General features: G+C 66.8%; 19 protein-coding genes. 8 read left to right on the top strand and 11 right to left on the bottom strand.

Features of this window, described 5'->3' with window-relative positions; translation table 11 throughout:
- The 4 genes from fae to mch all read right to left on the bottom strand — a co-directional run.
- Positions 1 to 291, bottom strand: a 291-nt coding sequence (gene fae, locus VIF40_RS08495) for a formaldehyde-activating enzyme (protein WP_331935725.1), incomplete at its 3' end; no start/stop codon positions are given.
- Between the two features lie 138 nt (positions 292 to 429).
- Positions 430 to 1,299 (bottom strand): triphosphoribosyl-dephospho-CoA synthase, encoded by an 870-nt coding sequence (locus VIF40_RS08490; RefSeq protein ID WP_331937092.1) that lies wholly within the window; start codon positions 1,297 to 1,299, stop codon positions 430 to 432.
- A complete protein-coding gene (locus tag VIF40_RS08485) occupies positions 1,292 to 2,227 on the bottom strand; it encodes a RimK family alpha-L-glutamate ligase (protein WP_331937091.1) in 936 nt (311 codons plus the stop codon). The genes VIF40_RS08490 and VIF40_RS08485 overlap by 8 nt, the downstream gene beginning before the upstream one ends.
- Entirely contained in the window at positions 2,220 to 3,197 is a 978-nt protein-coding gene (gene mch / locus VIF40_RS08480) for a methenyltetrahydromethanopterin cyclohydrolase (RefSeq protein WP_331937090.1), read from the bottom strand. Before mch ends, VIF40_RS08485 begins: the two co-directional genes overlap by 8 nt.
- A gap of 334 nt (positions 3,198 to 3,531) precedes the next feature.
- Here mch and VIF40_RS08475 point away from each other — a divergent pair, with 334 nt between their 5' ends.
- Positions 3,532 to 3,726 carry a hypothetical protein gene (locus tag VIF40_RS08475; protein ID WP_331937089.1) on the top strand — a complete coding sequence of 65 codons (195 nt, stop codon included), beginning with the start codon at positions 3,532 to 3,534 and terminating at the stop codon, positions 3,724 to 3,726.
- Between the two features lie 121 nt (positions 3,727 to 3,847).
- Here VIF40_RS08475 and VIF40_RS08470 read toward each other — a convergent pair whose 3' ends face one another.
- On the bottom strand, positions 3,848 to 4,465 hold the full coding sequence (locus VIF40_RS08470) for an FMN-dependent NADH-azoreductase (RefSeq protein ID WP_331937088.1): 618 nt from the start codon (positions 4,463 to 4,465) through the stop codon (positions 3,848 to 3,850).
- A 77-nt stretch (positions 4,466 to 4,542) separates the two neighbouring features.
- Here VIF40_RS08470 and VIF40_RS08465 point away from each other — a divergent pair, with 77 nt between their 5' ends.
- Positions 4,543 to 4,947 (top strand): helix-turn-helix domain-containing protein, encoded by a 405-nt coding sequence (locus tag VIF40_RS08465; protein WP_331937087.1) that lies wholly within the window; start codon positions 4,543 to 4,545, stop codon positions 4,945 to 4,947.
- 87 nt (positions 4,948 to 5,034) lie between these two features.
- Positions 5,035 to 7,317 carry a hypothetical protein gene (locus VIF40_RS08460; protein WP_331937086.1) on the top strand — a complete coding sequence of 761 codons (2,283 nt, stop codon included), beginning with the start codon at positions 5,035 to 5,037 and terminating at the stop codon, positions 7,315 to 7,317.
- A gap of 7 nt (positions 7,318 to 7,324) precedes the next feature.
- Here VIF40_RS08460 and hemH read toward each other — a convergent pair whose 3' ends face one another.
- The 4 genes from hemH to VIF40_RS08440 all read right to left on the bottom strand — a co-directional run bounded on the left by hemH (position 7,325) and on the right by VIF40_RS08440 (position 9,982).
- Positions 7,325 to 8,308, bottom strand: coding sequence for a ferrochelatase (hemH, locus tag VIF40_RS08455; protein ID WP_331937085.1), 984 nt, complete (start codon positions 8,306 to 8,308; stop codon positions 7,325 to 7,327).
- Positions 8,305 to 9,120 carry a 3-methyl-2-oxobutanoate hydroxymethyltransferase gene (gene panB / locus VIF40_RS08450; protein ID WP_331937084.1) on the bottom strand — a complete coding sequence of 272 codons (816 nt, stop codon included), beginning with the start codon at positions 9,118 to 9,120 and terminating at the stop codon, positions 8,305 to 8,307. The genes hemH and panB overlap by 4 nt, the downstream gene beginning before the upstream one ends.
- Before the next feature lie 84 nt (positions 9,121 to 9,204).
- Positions 9,205 to 9,330 carry a hypothetical protein gene (locus VIF40_RS08445; RefSeq protein WP_331937083.1) on the bottom strand — a complete coding sequence of 42 codons (126 nt, stop codon included), beginning with the start codon at positions 9,328 to 9,330 and terminating at the stop codon, positions 9,205 to 9,207.
- 79 nt (positions 9,331 to 9,409) lie between these two features.
- Entirely contained in the window at positions 9,410 to 9,982 is a 573-nt protein-coding gene (locus VIF40_RS08440; protein ID WP_331937082.1) for a L,D-transpeptidase, read from the bottom strand.
- Between the two features lie 180 nt (positions 9,983 to 10,162).
- On the opposite strand from VIF40_RS08440, the gene VIF40_RS08435 reads away from it, so the two are divergent.
- The 4 genes from VIF40_RS08435 to VIF40_RS08420 all read left to right on the top strand — a co-directional run bounded on the left by VIF40_RS08435 (position 10,163) and on the right by VIF40_RS08420 (position 13,119).
- Entirely contained in the window at positions 10,163 to 11,377 is a 1,215-nt protein-coding gene (locus VIF40_RS08435; RefSeq protein WP_331937081.1) for an alpha/beta hydrolase family protein, read from the top strand.
- 462 nt (positions 11,378 to 11,839) lie between these two features.
- The gene (gene rpsF, locus VIF40_RS08430) at positions 11,840 to 12,298 is read left to right on the top strand and encodes a 30S ribosomal protein S6 (RefSeq protein ID WP_331937080.1); all 459 of its coding nucleotides are present in this window, start codon (positions 11,840 to 11,842) and stop codon (positions 12,296 to 12,298) included.
- The gene (gene rpsR, locus VIF40_RS08425; protein ID WP_018266677.1) at positions 12,298 to 12,534 is read left to right on the top strand and encodes a 30S ribosomal protein S18; all 237 of its coding nucleotides are present in this window, start codon (positions 12,298 to 12,300) and stop codon (positions 12,532 to 12,534) included. The genes rpsF and rpsR overlap by 1 nt, the downstream gene beginning before the upstream one ends.
- Positions 12,535 to 12,711: 177 nt before the next feature.
- Positions 12,712 to 13,119 (top strand): hypothetical protein, encoded by a 408-nt coding sequence (locus VIF40_RS08420; RefSeq protein ID WP_331937079.1) that lies wholly within the window; start codon positions 12,712 to 12,714, stop codon positions 13,117 to 13,119.
- Positions 13,120 to 13,133: 14 nt separating this feature from the next.
- Here VIF40_RS08420 and VIF40_RS08415 read toward each other — a convergent pair whose 3' ends face one another.
- Positions 13,134 to 14,129: a ribonuclease T2 family protein gene (locus VIF40_RS08415; protein WP_331937078.1), complete on the bottom strand. Its 996-nt coding sequence runs from the start codon at positions 14,127 to 14,129 to the stop codon at positions 13,134 to 13,136.
- Between the two features lie 415 nt (positions 14,130 to 14,544).
- Here VIF40_RS08415 and VIF40_RS08410 point away from each other — a divergent pair, with 415 nt between their 5' ends.
- Positions 14,545 to 15,594, top strand: coding sequence for a PAS domain-containing sensor histidine kinase (locus VIF40_RS08410; RefSeq protein ID WP_331937077.1), 1,050 nt, complete (start codon positions 14,545 to 14,547; stop codon positions 15,592 to 15,594).
- A gap of 2 nt (positions 15,595 to 15,596) precedes the next feature.
- Here VIF40_RS08410 and VIF40_RS08405 read toward each other — a convergent pair whose 3' ends face one another.
- On the bottom strand, positions 15,597 to 16,463 hold the full coding sequence (locus tag VIF40_RS08405) for an ATP-binding protein (protein WP_331937076.1): 867 nt from the start codon (positions 16,461 to 16,463) through the stop codon (positions 15,597 to 15,599).
- Between the last annotated feature and the right edge of the window lie 110 nt (positions 16,464 to 16,573).

Below are 16,573 nucleotides of genomic sequence, written 5' to 3'. Positions count from 1 at the left end.
ATCGGCGACGGCCTTGGCGACGCCGGCCTGGGCCGGTCCGAACATCTGAACGGCCTGCTTGGCGTTCTTGATGGTCACCTTGTTGAACAGGATCGTGTTCGGCTTGGCCAGCAGGTTCGGCGCAACGACGGCGAGCAGCGTGGTGAAGCCGTCCTTGTTGTTGACCAGCGCATTGGCGAAAGCGGTCTCGGCCGCGCTGCCGCGCGGTCCGATCAGGAGGTCGATGTGGGCGACTTCATTGCCTTCGCCGACGAGCGACTCGCCGATCATGAGCTTGTTGATCAGGGCCATGTTTCTTCCTTTCGATAAACTCGACTTGTCGCCCGCGCGGCTGCCGGCGCGGGCGCCTCCCTCTGTCTCGCCGGCGTCAGGCCGAAATGCGGCCGAGCCGGTCGAGCCGGTCGCGAGACCATCTCGCGCGGCGCGAACTCAACCATTTTTGTGGACGTTCGGCAAGATGGCGAGCAGATAATCGGCAAAAAGCGCGGCGACCGTCAGGTCCGCGCAGGCGCCCGGATTATAGCCGCTCTTTTTGAGAGAACGATCCAATTCCAGCGCGATCCGGAACATGGAGTCTCTATCGTCGGCGGCGTCGATAAGAGAAGCCGCTTCTTGAAAGCGCGTCAAGGTCTCGCGGGCGACTTTTTCGCCGAATTTCCGCTGGATATGCGTGTCGGGAAATTGTCGTGCGTAAGCCATGAAGAGTTCGAGCGTCGTCATCTCCCTGTCGTGGCCGCGCGCGCGCGAGCGCAGGATCGCCGCGCGGCCGATCCCGAAAATCTCGGAAAAGCCATTGGCGTATTGTCGCGCGACGAGATCGCGATCGGCGGCGAGCGCCATGGCTTCCCGCAGGGAGATGCGCGCCGGCTCGGCCACATCATGCTGCGGCGCGGCGCCGAGTCCGGCGGGCGAGGCCCGCGAAATCGCGCGAAAAGCGAGATCGGCGTCGGCCGAATCGAGCGCGTCCAGCGTGGTCGCCAGCTTTTCGGCGAGCGCGCCCTCGCCCTGCTGCGCGGCGGCGTGGGCGAGCGGCGCGCACAGCAGCACGATGCCGAGATTGGTGTTGCAGCCGACGCGCGCCCAGGTCGCCTCGACGGCGTCGTGGATGCGGGCGCCGACGCGCGCGCCCGGCGCGCTGAGATGCGGCGCGGCGGCTTCGGCGCTGGCGACGAAGTCCTGCGCCTCCATGCCATGGCCCGGCGCATATATATGGACATTGCCGGGCTTGGGCGCGGCGAGCTCGTCCGCGCAGGCGGCGATGAAGGCGCGCGCGATTTGTTCGGACGCGATCTCAGCCATGGGCGCGGCGCGCTGCGGCGCCGATCGCCGCCAATATGTCGCCGGCGACGCGCTCGGCGATCTGGAAGGGGGTCACGCTCTGCAGTCCGCTCCAGCCGGCCATGCTGTTGACCTCGAGCACCATCGGCAGGCCGTCCGCACCGCTGATGATGTCGACGCCGGCGAAATCGGCGCCGAGCGCGGCGGTCGCGCGCAGCGCCAGCTCGCGCTCGCGCGCGGTCGGCTCGCAGGCGCAAGGCTTCGCGCCCTGGCGCACATTGGTGATCCAGCGCCGCGAGCGCCGCCGCATCGCGCCGATGATCTCGCCATGGGAGACGAGAATGCGCATATCCTCGTACCACACGTCCCGCGGGGCGATGAAGCGCTGCAGATAGAAGACGCCGCGCGCCTCCTCCTTGGTCGGCAGATCCTCCTCGCGGCGGATCAGCTTCAGGCCCCAGCCCTGCGCGCCGAACAATGGCTTCAGCACCAGCGGCGCGAGACCGCATTCGCGGCGGATGATGCGCAGCGCCTCGCCGCGCGAGCCGGTCACGAAGGTCACGGGCGTCGGAATGCGCGCCGCGGCGAGCAGAAAGCTCGCTGCGGATTTGTCGGTGCAACGCTCGATCGAGCGCGCGCTATTGACCAGCGGCACGCCGAGCGCGTCCAGCGCATGCAGCACGCCGAGCCGCAGCGTGATCGTCTCCAGCGAGCCGTCGCCGATCGCGCGCACGACGCAGGCGTCCGGCAGCGCGCCGTGGAAACCCGGAATCGCCAAATGCTGAGGCCGCGTCGTGTCGATCTTGCAGGCGCCGAGGCGCACGGGGACGGCCCGCGCGCCGTGACGCGCGAAGCCTTTGACCAGCCGCTCGACGTGCCAGTCGAGCTCGTCGGTGAAGATCGCGATGCGGGGCGCGCCCTCGCGAGGGCGCGCGAGAGGCTCAGCCAAAAGAGGCGTCGAGCAGTTTTTCGTCGATGGCTCCGCCACGGAATGTCTCGCCGGTCTCGACCGCCGTCACGATCGCCTCGGCGGGCGAGAACAGGCTCGGGTCGATCTTGTAGAAGTCGCCCTTATACGCTTTGAAAACTTCCGCGAAAGGCCGTCCGTAATCGCGCGAGGTCGAGCTCGGCAACTTTTCGGCGAGCTCCTTGGCCGCGGCGGCCGAGCCGCGCACGAAGAGATGGGCGCGGCCGGAATAGATGATCGCGTCATTGGTGCGGCCCATGGCCGTGACGAAATCGGGATGCGGCGGCGAGAGCGGCGCAGTGGCGACGCCGTCGACGATATGCTCGAGCGGGAATTTCAGCTCATGCGCTTTGTGCAGCGCCACCTCGAGCACGCGGCCGACGACCTGCACGCTGCCGGCCAGGCTCTGCGTCGGCGCGTAGACGAAGGCGAGCTTGTCGGGCGAGACGCCGCAATCATTGGCGACCTTGGCGACGACGGCCTCCGGCGGGGGCGCGCCGGCCTCGAGCACGATGGTCGCGCGATCGGCGGAGTCCTTATAAGGAAGCTCCTGGAACAGCGCCTCCTTGCGCGCCAGCGAGCGGCCGGGGCCGGAGCCGAGCGCGAAGAATTTCTCATGGGCGAGGCTCCAGCCGGCGTATTGGCTGGCGAGGCAGGCGACGACCGGATCATTGCTGGAGACGGTGAGCCAGAAGGGCCAGTTCTTCTGGCCCGGCGCCGGCGAGAGCGTGACCTTGCCCAATCCGCCGAGGCAGATTTCGGTCAGCAGCAGGCCGGCGTCGATCCCGCCCGCGACCTTGGCGCCGGCGTCGATCAGCAGCTCTCCGAGGCTGCCGCGTGAAACGGCGAGGCGATAGCGCTCCGCTCCCGCGACGAGCCTGTCGACGATCTCGCCCGCCAGCGCATTGACGCTCGCCGTGGCGCGCCCGCTCGTATCCAATGTCCCTGTCACGTCTTTTGTCCTTGCTTGGGACCGGCTCCCCGCGCCGGCCGAAATTGCGGCGCGACTTTACTAAGCTTTCGTCCCGGGCGAAAGCCGCGCCGGGCGCAAGGGCCATCGGGCGCAAGGGCGATCGGGCGCCCCTCCCGAGCGCATTCGCGCTCGACTTCCCCCCTCGCGGGCGAGGTGGATACGCCTCCGGGCGGACAATTCGATCACCTTGCCGGCCTGTGACGCCCCGCTGTCACTCCCCCGTCAAGAGACTCTCACGCGAGCATTACACGCGCCTGCTACACGAGACGCCGTGATGCGGCGTCGAGGCGACTCTTCTCGAGGAGAAGCGCAAATGGCCGACAATATCGCGGAAAAGTCCGGCGAGGCCGGCAAGAAAGACAATAACACGGGCAAGCTGATCGTCGGCGGACTCGCTGCGGTCATCGGCGGAGTGGTGGGCTATGGCCTGTTGGGCGGCCCGGCCATCATCGCCAGCGCGGTGGTTTTCGGTTTGATCGGAGCGGCGCTGGGCTCCGTGTTCGATTGAACGCGTCGGTTGCGTGTGGCGTCGCGTGTCGCCGTCGTTTCGGCGGTCGAGTGAATTTATAGAACCCAGCAATTTTTTCCTGCAGGTCGCGGCCCCGCGTTTCCCCGCGGGGCCGTTTTTTTCACGCGGCCGCGAGCGCGGCGATGTCGCGGCGGGCGGCGGCGAGCGCCTCGTTCTTCTGCGCCTCGCCGAGGCCGACGCCCTCGGCGCGAATGAAGGCGAAATCGGTGACGCCCAGATTGCCGAAGGTGGTGCGCAGATAGGCTTCCTGATGGTCCTGCTCGGAACGCGCGGCGTCCTCCGCGTAGAGGCTGCCGCGCGTCGAGACCACGATGATGCGCTTGCCGGCGACGAGCCCGTGCAGGCCGGCCTGCGTATAGGCGAAGGTCTTGCCGGGAACGACGAGATGGTCGATCCAGCCGCGCAATTGCGTGGGGATGGAGAAATTATACATCGGCGCGCCGATGACGATGATATCGGCCGACAGAAACTCGTCGAGCAGCTGGCGGGCGGCCTTGAGATCGGCGCGCAGGGTGGGGTCCTCCGGCTCCGCGGCGGCTCCGCGAGCCGAGAACAGGGCGCCGGAGAGCATCGGCGGCGCCACGGCGGCGACGTCCCGATAGGCGACCTCGAGGTCGGGGATGTCGCCTCGGAGCTTGTCGACCAGCTCGGCGGTGAGGCGCCGGCTCAGCGATTTCTCTCCGAGAATGCTCGAGTCGACGTGCAAAAGGCGGGTCATTCGGGTCGCTCCTGGTATCGAGTCGTAACTTAGGCTAAGTTGCCCCCTGTCGCCGGGGGGCGCAAGGAGGCACATTTTTGGAACGGGGTCACATTCATGTTCCCGCCCAATGCGGGCGCATTGCGGCCATTCTGTCGCGGATCGGCGACAAATGGACGGTGCTGGTCGTCGAATCGCTCGGCTCGGGCCCTCTGCGATTCAACGAGCTGCGGCGGCGCATCGGCGGAATCTCGCAGCGCATGCTGACGTTGACGCTGCGTGCGGCGGAGCGCGACGGCTTCGTGACGCGCACCGTCTATCCGACCATACCGCCCCGCGTCGACTATGAGCTCACCCCGCTCGGTCGGTCGCTGCGCGAGCCTCTGCATCGGCTCGGCGACTGGGCGCTCGAGAATGTCGAGACCATAGAGGATTCGCGGCGTCGTTTCGACGCCGAGAAGCCGTCCGCCGCGCCGCGGCCGCAGAGCGCTGTCGGCGCTTGAGCGTCCGAGCCTGGGCTCCGCCTTTGCGCCTTTCACGAAATCATGCGCAATGCGGCGCGATTCGCGATTCGTCGGAGTGAGAGAAGAGTGAACGAGCGTCGGCAATTTTCCGCTTCCTACGGCGCCGCGGCGCTCGTCTTTCTGGCCGCCTCCGTGGTCCTCGCCTTTCCCTGGGCGTCCGGCCGCGTCACCGTCCCCTGGGACGCCAAGGCGCATTTCCAGCCGCAATTCGCCTTTCTCGCCCATGCGCTGCATTCGGGCCAATCGCCCTTCTGGACGCCCAATGTCTTCGCCGGCTCGCCGCAGGTGGCCGATCCGCAATCGCTGATCTTCTCGCCCTTCTTTCTCATCGCCGCCTGGCTCGTTCCCGAGCCCTCTTTCGCGCTCGAGGACGGCATCGTCTTCGCGATGCTGGCGATGGGCGGCCTCGCCTTCATCGCCTATTTCCGCGACCGCGAATTCTCGGCGGAGGGGGCGCTGCTCTGCGCGCTGGCTTTCGCCTTCGGCGGCTCGGCCGCCTGGCGCATCCAGCATACGGGGCAGGTGATGAGCCTCGCCTGGTTCCCGGTGACGCTGTTCCTGCTCGCCCGCGCGCTCGATCGCCGCTCGGCGCAATGGGGCGCCTATGCCGGCGTGGCGGCGGCCTTTCTCGTGCTCGGCCGCGATCAGGTCGCCTTTCTGGAAGTGCTCATTCTCTCGGCCTACGCCATCTTCCGCGTTTTTTCGGACGACGCCAAAATTTCCACCGCCGCCCTGCCTCTGCTCGCCGGCGCGGCCTGCGGCGTCGCCGTCATCGTCCTTCCATTGGCGCTGACGATGGAGCTGGCGGCGCAATCCAATCGGCCGGCCATCGATCTCGAGGGCGCGCTGCGCGGCTCGCTGCATCCGGCGGCGCTGCTCACGCTCCTCTCCGCCAATCTCTTCGGCACGGATGGTCCGCTCGCGAATTTCTGGGGTCCGCCGGCCGCGGCGTTCGGCTCGCCGGATCTCTTCCTCGCGCGCAACATGTGCGACGTCTACATGGGCGCGCTGCCGCTGGTCTCGCTCATCGCTCTGGCGCGGCATGGGCTGCCGTCGAACCGGGAGATCATGTTCTTCACGGCGACGGCGCTCGCGCTGCTGCTCTATGCGCTCGGCCGTTTCACGCCGGTCTTTTCGCTGCTGTTCCATATTCCCGGCGTCGATCTGTTCCGCCGTCCGGCCGACGCCACTTTCCCGCTCGGCGCGGTGCTCGCCCTGCTCGCCGGCTTCGGACTCACGGTCGTCGCCAAGGCGCCGAGCAAGCCGCCGCTACGCTTCGTCGCGGCGTCGCTGGCCGCGCTTTTCGCGCTCGCCGCGCTGCTCGCCTGGAGCAAGGATCATCTCGCCGCCGCGCTCGCGCCGCTCGCCGAGAGCGCCGGCTTCGTGGCGCTGGCCTTTCTCGTCGTCGCCTTCGCGCCATGGCTCGCCGCGCGGCGCTATGCGCTGCTCGCCGCCGTCGGCGCGACGATGACGCTCGATCTCGCCGTCAATAACGGCCCCAATGAATCGACGGCGCTGCCGCCGCAGAATTTCGACGTTCTGCGCGCCGATACACGAAACGACACGATCGCGCTGCTGCGCGCGCGCCTCGCCGCCACGACGGCGCCGGATCGGCGCGACCGCGTCGAGCTCGCCGGCATCGATTTCCATTGGCCCAACGCCTCGCTGGTCCATGGGTTCGATCAGGAGTTCGGCTATAATCCGGTGCGGCTGCGGCTGCTCGAGGATGCGACCGGCGCCGGCGATCATCTCGCTCTGCCCGAGCAGCGCGTCTTCTCCAAGCTCTATCCCTCCTATCGCTCGCCGCTCGCCGATCTCCTGGGGCTGCGCTTCATCGCGACCGGCGTTCCGATCGAGCAGATCGACAAGAATTTGAAGCCCGGCGATCTCGACTTCATCGCGCGCACCAAGGACGCCTACGTCTATGAGAATAAGCGGGCGCTGCCGCGCGTGCTGCTGGCGACCTGCGCCTCGCGCGTCGATTTCGCGCAAATGATCGAGGACGGCGTCTGGCCCGATCTCGATTATCGCGCCAGCGTGCTGCTGGAGGAGCCGCCGGTCTGCCGTCATTCGCGGCCGGAGGAGGGGGAGGAGAGCGGCGCGCGCATCCGCTCCTATGCGAATACGGAAGTGGTGATCGACGCCGATGTTCCGCATGGCGGCGGCTATGTGGTGCTGAACGACATCTTCCACCCGTCCTGGACGGCGGAGATCGACGGCGAGCCGGCGGATATTCTGCGCGCCAATGTGATGTTTCGCGCCGTCGCCGTGCCGCAGGGCAAGCATGAGGTGCGCTTCGTCTTCCGGCCCTTCGACGAGTTGTGGCGCAGGGTGTCGGGGCGGCGGTAGAGCGCCGTCACACCCAGCCCGAGAGCTCGCGTCGCGCGATCGTCTCCAGCGCGCGCAATCCATCCTCGCTGTCGTTCAGACAATCGAGCCGCGCGAATTTTTCGCCGCCGGCCGCGAGGAAGGAGTGGCGCAGCTCGACGCCGATCTCTTCCAGCGTCTCGAGACAATCGGCGACGAAGCCCGGCGTCAGCACGGCGACGCGTTTCACGCCGCTCTGCGCCAGCTCCTGCAGCACATTCGCCGTATAGGGCCCGGTCCATTGCGTGCGGCCGAAGCGCGATTGAAAGGCGAGCCGCAAATGCTCGGACGACATGCCGAGCTTCGCGCGCAAGAGATCGTGCGTCGCCTCGCAATGGCGGCGATAGGGATCGCCGCGATCGATCTGCGCCTGCGGCAGGCCGTGGAAAGAGGCGATCAAGACCTCGGGCGTGAAATCGAGCGCCGCGAGCTGTGCGCGCGTCGAATCCGCGAGCGCGTCGATATAGGCCGCATCGTCGTAGAAGGGCGGAACGATGCGCAGAGTCGGCTGCTCGCGTAGACGCGCCAGCGCGCGCGCCGCCTCGTCGACGACCGAGGCCGTGGTCGAGGCGGCATATTGCGGATAGAGCGGAAACAGCAGGATGCGCTCGCAACCCTCGGCGCGCAGCGCGTCGATCTCGTCGCCGATCGAGGGTCCGGCGTAGCGCATGGCGAAATCGACGACGACGCCGTCGATGCGGGGCGCGAGCTTTTCCGCTTGCGCGCGCGTGATCGTCTTCAACGGGCCTTCGTCGCGCTCGACATTCCAGACCGAGCGATAGGCGCGCGCCGAGCGCCGCGGACGAAAGGTCAGCACGAAGGCCTCGAGAATCGGGCGCCACAGCAGCGGCGGCAGATCGACGACGCGGCGGTCCGAGAGAAACTCGCGCAGAAAGCGCCGCACCGACCAATAGTCGGAGCCCTTCGGCGTGCCGAGATTGACGAGGAGAAGGCCGATGCGGGGCGCGCTCATGCGATGCTTTTCTCGAACGCGGCGAGCTCCGCCGGCTCCATGGAGAAACCATTCTCCGCGGCCGGAAAACGCCCCTCGCGCACATCGCGCGCATAAGCCGCGACGGCCTCGCGCAGCGCGTCGGCGAGCGCGCCATAGCGGCGATTATGCTTGAAGTCGCGCGTTCCCAGCGCGGCGAGATCGTGCACGACCAGCACTTGCGAGTCGCAGTCGGCGCCGGCGCCGATGCCGATCGTCGGGGCCCGCAGGCGCTTCGTGATCGTCGCTGCGAGCTCGCGCGGGACGAGCTCCAGAACGATGAAGTCCATGCCCGCCGCATCCAGCGCCAGCGCGTCGGCGAGCAGCGTGCCGGCGGCTTCCGCCGTCTTGCCCTGGCGCCGCTTGCCCTGCTGATGCTGCGACTCGAGCCCGATATGGCAGCAGACGTCATGGCCTTCGCGCTTCAGCGCCTGCACGATCTGCGGCCGCGCGCCCTCGAATTTCACGCAATCGGCGCCGGCGCGGACGAGAAGCGCGGCGCTGGCGAGCGCCTGCGTCTCCGACTCATAGGTCGCATAGGGAAGATCGCCGATGACATAGGCGTCCGGCGCGCCGCGGCGCACGGCGGCGATGTGATGCGCCATATCGTCGAGCGTCACCTCGCGCTCGCTGGCGTAGCCCAGCACATTGGTGCCGACGCTGTCGCCGACCATCACGATATCGACGCCGGCCTCCACCTCGATCCGCGCCGTCGGCGCGTCATAGGCGGTCAGCACGACGAATTTCTCGCCCTGCTGCTTCATGTTCAGGAATTCGGCCGCGCGCGACGCCATTCATTCACCCGGGTCTGTATCGTCGTGCTCGCCGCCGAGACACGTAGGACACGAAGCGAGCCCGGCTATAGCCCAAAACCCCGCTCAGCGCGAGCAGGCCTGCGGCAGCGTCGGCAGGCGGATATCCTGAAGCTCGTGGGTGCATTTGTCGCAGCCCGTCAGCAGCGCATAGGCGGCGACGAGGCCCGCCAGAATGCAGATCTTGCGCATGACCGTCTTCCTCGAAACCCTATGAACGCCGCCGCCATGATTACCGCGGCGCGGTTAATAGCGCGAGAAAGGCGCTCTGTCATTTCAGCACGACCACGCGGGTCCCGACCTTGGCCCGGCCGTAGAGGTCGACGATGTCGCGATTGGTCATGCGAATGCAGCCGGAGGAGACGGCCTCGCCGATTGTGTCGCCCTCATTGGAGCCGTGGATGCGATAGTCGCTGGAGCCGAGATAGAGCGCGCGGGCGCCGAGCGGATTGTCCTGGCCGCCTTCCATATGGCGCGGCAGGTCGGGGCGGCGCTTCAGCATCGCCGCGGGCGGGCGCCAATCGGGCCATTCCCGCTTGGCGGTGATCGTCTTCACGCCGGACCAGGTGAAGCCCTCGCGGCCGACGCCGACGCCGTATTCGATCGCTCGCGTCGGGCCGAGCACATAATAGAGCCGCCGCTCCTTGGTGGAGACGACGATCGTGCCCTTTTTATATTGAGGATGGCTCCAGACGACGGTCTGGCTGGGGATGGATTGCAGCTGGAAGTTGTTGACGAAATCGGCGATCGGGCCGCGATCCAGGGGATTGGCGGCCAGCGCCGGCCGAGAGGCCGCGAGAGCGAGCGCGAGCGCGCCCGCGAAACGAATGGGTTGCGAGAACATGCCAGCCTTCTCCTGTCGCGGTCGGGCCTCGTTTGTCGAAAGGAAATGCGGCCGAAATGGGATGGCGCGTTGCGCCGCGCTCATCTGCGATCTCGTCGATTCTCGCGTCTACACCACGAATTTACCGCCGGACGATAGGGAGAGGATGCGCTGCTCATCCGAAAGCCGAAAGGTTCCTTCATGTCGACTATGCTACGCGCCCTGTCGTTGCTCGCCGCGCTGCTCTGCGCCGCGCCCGCCGGGGCGGCTCCCGCCTCCCGCAATGCGCCGGCTCCAGTCTCCTCCGGAGTGCAATACGAGCTTGTCGCGCGTTGGGACGTGCATCGTCTGAACCAGATATTGGAGGCCGACACGCCCAAATTCGCCGGCGTCCGCGTCGCCTACACGCCGGCGCGCAATGGCGTGAAGCTTTATCGCGTCACCTATCCGTCGGTCCTGCCGGAGAAAAGCAATCAGCCGACGGTCGCCTCCGGCCTGCTCGCGGTCCCCGACACCAAGGCGGCGTCCTTTCCCATGGTCTCCTATCAGCATGGGACGGTCTATGGGCGCCACGAGGTCCCCTCCTTCGCCGAGGAGTCGCCCGAGACGCAGCTGATGATCGCGCAATTCGCCGGACAGGGCTATGCGGTGATCGGCGCCGATTATTTCGGCCTCGGCGTGTCGCAGGAGCCGGAGGGCTATATGGTGAAGGCGAGTCACCAGCAGGCCTGCTATGATCTGCTCGTCGCCAGCCGCAGCGTGCTCGGCGATCTGAAGTTGAAGAGCGACAAGCTCTTCCTCGCCGGCTGGTCGCAAGGCGGCTTCGTCACCATGGCGTTTCTGGAGAAGCTGGAGAGCGCCGGCGTGCCCGTTCAGGCGGCGGCCACCGCCAGCGCGCCGCTCGACCTCTTCGCCGCCATGGAGGGCTTTCTCGACTTCCCGCGCCCGAATGACGCCGTCTGGCTGAACAGCATCTTCATTCTGTCGGCCTTTTCCTATGAGAACTACTACGGCGTTCCGGGCCTCGCCCGCTCGCTCATCGCCGACGAGTATTATGACGTCTCCAAAAAGGCCTATGATCGCCAGCCCTTCGATCCGGCGGCCATTCCGGCCGATCTGCGCAAGCTGCTCCGCGCCGATTATTTCGATCCGCATTATTTCGCCAATTCGGCTTTCGGCCGCCTCATCGCGGCGACGCAAGCCTATCGCTGGGTGATAAAATCGCCGGTTCACAACTATTACGGCGAGGCGGACGAGGCGATCACCCAAGGCGTCGGCCGCATGGCGATGACCTATGCGCAGGCTTTTGGCGCCGGCAATCCGCTCGTGGAGGCCGTCTCCACCGGGCCGACGACCCATCGCGGCACATTCGCGACCGCGGTCCCGCAGTGGAAGGCCTGGTTCGACGGCCGCTGACGCGCGGGCTGCCGCTGCGGGGGCCTGTCTGCGGGGCGATGGGGGAACGTGAAAGCGGGCGTTCCACCCTGCCTTTTAGGGGGAGGGTCGGACGGCGAAGCCGTCCGGGGCGTAGTTCAAGGCGCAAGACACGGCGGAATCACCCCCTCCCGAGCGCCTGCGGCGCTCGACCTCCCCCGTCGAGGGGGAGGTGAAACGCCTCATCGGGCGCCGCGTCTCGTTCACCCGATCGCCCTGACCCGTCTGCGCAGGCCCTTGCATCCTGCGCCCACGCCGCTATAAAGCGCGCTTCGCGACGCTTCCGGCCGGGGGCTGAACGGAAGGCCTTCGGCTTCGCCGCTGGCAGGGTTCTCGCCCGTCTTCCCGTGTCTCCGCCTTCGAACTTCCCGTTCGAGCCTTTCCCACGAGGCTCGAAGGGCTCTGCGCCGAGAGCGGCTCGCGACAATGAGGAAAGGCAAGAGAATGGCTCTCTACGAGCATATCTATCTTGCGCGTCAGGACGTCTCGCCCCAGCAGGTCGAAGCGCTGACGACGCAGTTCAAGGGCATTATCACGTCGCTCGGCGGCAAAGTGTCCAAGACCGAATATTGGGGCGTGAAGTCCCTCGCCTATCGGATCAACAAGAACCGCAAGGCGCATTTCACCCTTCTCAACATCGACGCTCCGCCGGCGGCCCTGGCCGAGGTCGAGCGTCAGGAAGGCCTGAGCGAGGATATTCTTCGCTTCATCACCCTGCGCGTCGAGGCGCTGGAGGAAGGCCCTTCCGCGCAGCTTCGCAAGCGTGACGACGATGATCGCGGCGACCGCCGCGGCCCCGGCGGCCCGCGCCCCGATCGTGGCGATAGAGGCGACCGTGGCGACAGGGGCGATCGTCGCCCGCCGCGCCGTGACGAACCCCGCGCCGAAGGAGAGACTTTCTGATGAGCGCCGCAGCCCGCCGCCCCTTTTTCCGCCGTCGTAAGTCCTGCCCCTTCTCCGGCGCCAACGCCCCGAAGATCGACTATAAGGACACGCGCCTGCTCTCGCGCTACATCTCCGAGCGCGGCAAGATCGTTCCCTCGCGCATCACGGCCGTCTCGGCCAAGAAGCAGCGCGAGCTGGCCCAGGCCATCAAGCGCGCCCGCTTCCTCGGCCTGCTGCCTTATGTGATCCGCTGAGCTTTCCGGATCGGACTTTCGAAACGGCCGCGCCTCGGGCGCGGCCGTTTTTTTGTCCGTCGTCTCGACATCGGGCTTTTTTCCCGACGCCATGCGGGAGAAAAGCCCAAGCAAAAGCGGAAGGCTCGAGCGAAACAACGCCTCAGACATCCCAAAGACCGCGAGGAGACCTCGAACGTGGAAATCCTGCTCATCGGCGCAGCGGCCTGCATCACAGCGCTGATTGCGACCGCCTGGCTCATGACCCTGGCGAAATGGTTCCCGGTGGCCGGCGTCGACGCTCTCGTCATCGACTATAAGACGATGATCCGCGCCCATATCGACTATGCGCTGATGGCGGTCTTCTGCGTCGCCTTCTACGGCTCCGGCGTGGAGCTTCCCGTCGTCGCCTGCTGGTGCGTGGCGGTCGGCGGCTTCACCAATCCGACGGTCTTCACCATCGCCGCTTTCGATCCGAACTTCTGGGACAAGGCGATCTGGAAATACTACACGGCGGCGACTTTCGTCGTCACCTCCGTCGGCTTTCTCTGGATCGCCTACGCCTTTGTCGTTCACGCGCTGGCCCACTGGCCGAGCGCGGCGTAGCGCGCCGGACGAGATCAGCGTCCGGCGACCCGATCGACGGCTCCGGACGGGCATCCGATGCTGGTCCGCGGCGCGGCGGCGATCAGCTCGGCGAGCGACGGAGAATCGCCGATCTCGCCGACGAGGCCGATCGTCAATTGGACGATGGATCGGCGCGAGCCCGGACACGACACTTGCACGCGATCGCCCGCGCCGGCTCCGAAGCTTTCGTCGAAGGCCTGCTTGATCTGCTCGGCGGTGATCGTGCGGCCGATATTCTCGGCGAACAGATCGCGCACGCGCGACGCGTTCAATTGCGTCATCAGCGCCACCGCGCGCGCGAAATAGGCGTCCTGCGACTGCGCGCCTCGAAAACAGGTCCCATGCGTGACCCATTCGTGGCGCTCGAGATGAGACATGGTTCCGGGCATGACGCGCGCGAGCGAGGCGAGCGTCGCCTCGGAGAGAGCGACCGGCGGCAGGCGGTCCCATTGGCCGTCCTTGTCGAGCGCGACATAGGATGACGCCACATTGCAATATTCCGCGCCGCGTGGCTGCGGCCAGAGTCCATGCAGGGTGAAATGCGTGGCGTCGAAACGATTCGGCGTTTGCGACGCGCATTCGGTCTTGCTCTGATGGCTCTCGCAGAAGGCCGGTTGCCAGCTCACCGCGAGAAGATTGAACGCCGGGCCCGTCCCGGAGCGGGCGCCTCCGCTCGTCGTCGACGCCGCGCCCGGCGCCGATGCGCCGTCGATCGCGCCGCAATCGACGGCGATCCATCGACGCAGCGGATCCGCGCCCTCGACCTCGATCAGATAATAGCTCGCGTCCGGCTTGTTCTTGCCGACCAGCGGATAGGACTTGCCCAATTCGACAGCGGCGTCGTCGGCGCTCGGGCCGCCATGGGTGGATCGCGTGGCGACGCAGGCTTTGTGCGCGACGAAGGTTCCCGTCGCCGGCGTCTGCGCCAGCGCGCCGGTCGCGGCCACGAGGGAACCGAAAATCGCGGCGGCGGAAGCTGGAAAATTCATTTCATGCTCTCCATGCGACGACGGAATATCGGGCAGATTATCGGACGAGCATGACAGGACAATAGGGCTCGGATCGCTGCGCAGAACAGCCGATCGCGCCCATGCGCGCGCCGATCCGGAGCAGGAACGCGGAGATCTCTGGCCGCCAGCCGTTTCCGGATGATCGCTGGCCGCTGGATTAGTATAGTTCGAGTTGGAATCTCGATGCATTTGAATCGAATTGTCGGATATAGCTATATAATAGTATCGATTCAGGCGAGGCTTGTCGAAATCGCGCGAAATGTGCTGAATTTCTTCTTTACCTCGGCGGGGCCTCAGGCCAGTATCCGCGACGGGAGATTGCGTCCGGCGAGACGAGAGCTCGACAATGCGCGCGGAAAACCGCGCTGCGGCCGGACGTGACGAAGGAGGGAGAATGCCGGAGGCCGCGACGGCCGACGACTGGCGTCGACTCGTGTTCGACGAGACGGTCGCGGGACTCGTGCTCATCGATCAGCGCGGCGTTATCACCGGCGCCAACGCCTGGGCCTGCCGCATGTTCGGCTTCGGCGCCGAGGCGGAGATGGTCGGCCTGCCCATTTCCCGGTTGTTGCCGGAGGCGTCGGTTCTCGGCGTCGGCTGCTACGGCGTGCGACGCGACGGCGCGCGCTTTCCGGTCGACGCGCGCTTCTCCCCGCTCGAGCGCGAGGCGATCGTTCTGGCGACGGTCTTCGATCTTCGCGAAATGAGCGACGAGGAGGCCGCGCTCATCGCGCGGGCGGAGGAGCTCGAGCGCGTCAATGAACGGCTCGCGCGTTTCGCCTTCGTCGCCTCGCAGGATCTTCAGGAGCCGCTGCGCAAGATCGCCGTCTTCGGCGATCTGATGGAGGAGGCGATCCTGCGCGGCGACGAGGACGAGATCGTCCACGCCAACATGGTGATGCGCTTTTCCGCGCTGCGCGCCCGCGCGCTGGTGCAAGATCTTCTGTCCTTCTCGCGCATCGTCAATGACGAGATCGAGCTCTGCGCGCTCGATCTGCGCGAGGCCATCGGGCTCTCGCTCGCCGCGCTCTCGCAGACGATCGCCGAGACGCAGGCGCAAGTGGAGATCGATCTGCCCGCCGTCGCGATCGAGGCCGACGCGACGCAGTTTCAGCGGCTGGTGCAGAATATTCTCGCCAACGCCATCAAATACCGAAAGCCCGGCCTTCCGGCGACGATCGACATAAAGGGCTTTCGCGACGAGACCTCGCTCTGCCTCGCCATCGCCGACGCCGGCATCGGCTTCGAGGCGCAATATGCGCAGAAGATATTCGAGCCGCTGAAGCAATTGCACAGCAAGGTCGACTATCCGGGCTCCGGCGTCGGCCTCGCCATCTGCAAGGCGATCGCCGATCGCCATGGCTGGCGCCTCAGCGTCGAGGCGCAGCCCGGCGTCGGCGCGACCTTCTTCATCGTGCTGCCGATCCGCGAGCGCTGCGCGTGAGCTCAGTCGTCTAGCCGCTTGCCCAGCCGTCCCGCGAGGTCCTGCACATATTGCCAGGCCACGCGCCCCGAGCGGGCGCCGCGCGTGATCGACCATTCGAGCGCCTCGCGCTCGATCGTCCCCTTCGCCGCGTCGAGCCCATAGTGGCGCGCATAGCCGAACACCATTGCGAGATAGTCGTCCTGCGCGCAATTGTGGAAGCCGAGCCACAGGCCGAAACGATCGGACAGCGACACTTTCTCCTCCACCGCCTCGCCGGGATTGATGGCGGAGGAGCGCTCGTTTTCCATCATGTCGCGCGGCAGCAGATGGCGGCGGTTGGAGGTGGCGTAGAACAGCGCATTGCGCGGCCGTCCCTCGACGCCGCCCTCGAGCACGGATTTCAAGGATTTGTAGCTCGTCTCCGCGCCGTCGAAGGAGAGATCGTCGCAAAACAGCAGAAAGCAGAAGGGTTTTTCGCGCAGCGTGGCGAGCAGGCCGGGCAGGCTCTCTATGTCCTCGCGATGGATCTCGACGAGCTTCAACGGCCGCTCGTTCTGCGCCTCGCGCGCGATGGCCGCATGGACGGCCTTGACGAGCGAGGATTTGCCCATGCCGCGCGCGCCCCACAGCAGCGCATTATTGGCCGGCAGGCCGCAGGCGAAGCGGCGCGTGTTGTCGATGAGCTGATCGCGCTGTCGGGCGACGCCTTCGAGCAGCGAGAGATCGACGCGATTGATCTGCGCGACGGGCGAGAACTCGCCGCGCGCCGCCCGCCAGACGAAGGCCTCGGCGGCGGCGAAATCCGGCGCGCGCGGCGGCGGCGGGGCGAGCCGCTCCAGCGCGGCGGCGATGCGCTCGAGAAGGGCGAGCTTGTCCTGGTCCGACATCAGCGTTCCTCGGCTGTGGCGCGAATGGCGCGGGCGAGGGCTTATAGCAGAAGCGGCGGGGCGGGGCTCGTCGTTACGCGATCCGCGTGGGTGGCGCGCGGCGCATCGGT

It is taken from the genome of Methylosinus sp. (genome assembly GCF_036560965.1).
Taxonomy (GTDB): domain Bacteria; phylum Pseudomonadota; class Alphaproteobacteria; order Rhizobiales; family Beijerinckiaceae; genus Methylosinus.
Note: the sequence above shows the minus strand (reverse complement) of the source record. Positions and strands in the feature narration are given on the sequence as shown.

Excerpts from the sequence above, each read along its gene's own strand:
- VIF40_RS08490 (WP_331937092.1), bottom strand. The coding sequence starts at position 1,299 with ATGGCTGAGATCGCGTCCGAACAAATCGCGCGCGCCTTCATCGCCGCC.
- VIF40_RS08475 (WP_331937089.1), top strand. The coding sequence starts at position 3,532 with ATGGCCGACAATATCGCGGAAAAGTCCGGCGAGGCCGGCAAGAAAGAC.
- VIF40_RS08470 (WP_331937088.1), bottom strand. The coding sequence starts at position 4,465 with ATGACCCGCCTTTTGCACGTCGACTCGAGCATTCTCGGAGAGAAATCG.
- hemH (WP_331937085.1), bottom strand. The coding sequence starts at position 8,308 with ATGAGCGCGCCCCGCATCGGCCTTCTCCTCGTCAATCTCGGCACGCCG.
- panB (WP_331937084.1), bottom strand. The coding sequence starts at position 9,120 with ATGGCGTCGCGCGCGGCCGAATTCCTGAACATGAAGCAGCAGGGCGAG.
- VIF40_RS08445 (WP_331937083.1), bottom strand. The coding sequence starts at position 9,330 with ATGCGCAAGATCTGCATTCTGGCGGGCCTCGTCGCCGCCTATGCGCTG.
- VIF40_RS08440 (WP_331937082.1), bottom strand. The coding sequence starts at position 9,982 with ATGTTCTCGCAACCCATTCGTTTCGCGGGCGCGCTCGCGCTCGCTCTC.
- VIF40_RS08435 (WP_331937081.1), top strand. The coding sequence starts at position 10,163 with ATGTCGACTATGCTACGCGCCCTGTCGTTGCTCGCCGCGCTGCTCTGC.
- rpsF (WP_331937080.1), top strand. The coding sequence starts at position 11,840 with ATGGCTCTCTACGAGCATATCTATCTTGCGCGTCAGGACGTCTCGCCC.
- rpsR (WP_018266677.1), top strand. The coding sequence starts at position 12,298 with ATGAGCGCCGCAGCCCGCCGCCCCTTTTTCCGCCGTCGTAAGTCCTGC.
- VIF40_RS08415 (WP_331937078.1), bottom strand. The coding sequence starts at position 14,129 with ATGAATTTTCCAGCTTCCGCCGCCGCGATTTTCGGTTCCCTCGTGGCC.
- VIF40_RS08410 (WP_331937077.1), top strand. The coding sequence starts at position 14,545 with ATGCCGGAGGCCGCGACGGCCGACGACTGGCGTCGACTCGTGTTCGAC.
- VIF40_RS08405 (WP_331937076.1), bottom strand. The coding sequence starts at position 16,463 with ATGTCGGACCAGGACAAGCTCGCCCTTCTCGAGCGCATCGCCGCCGCG.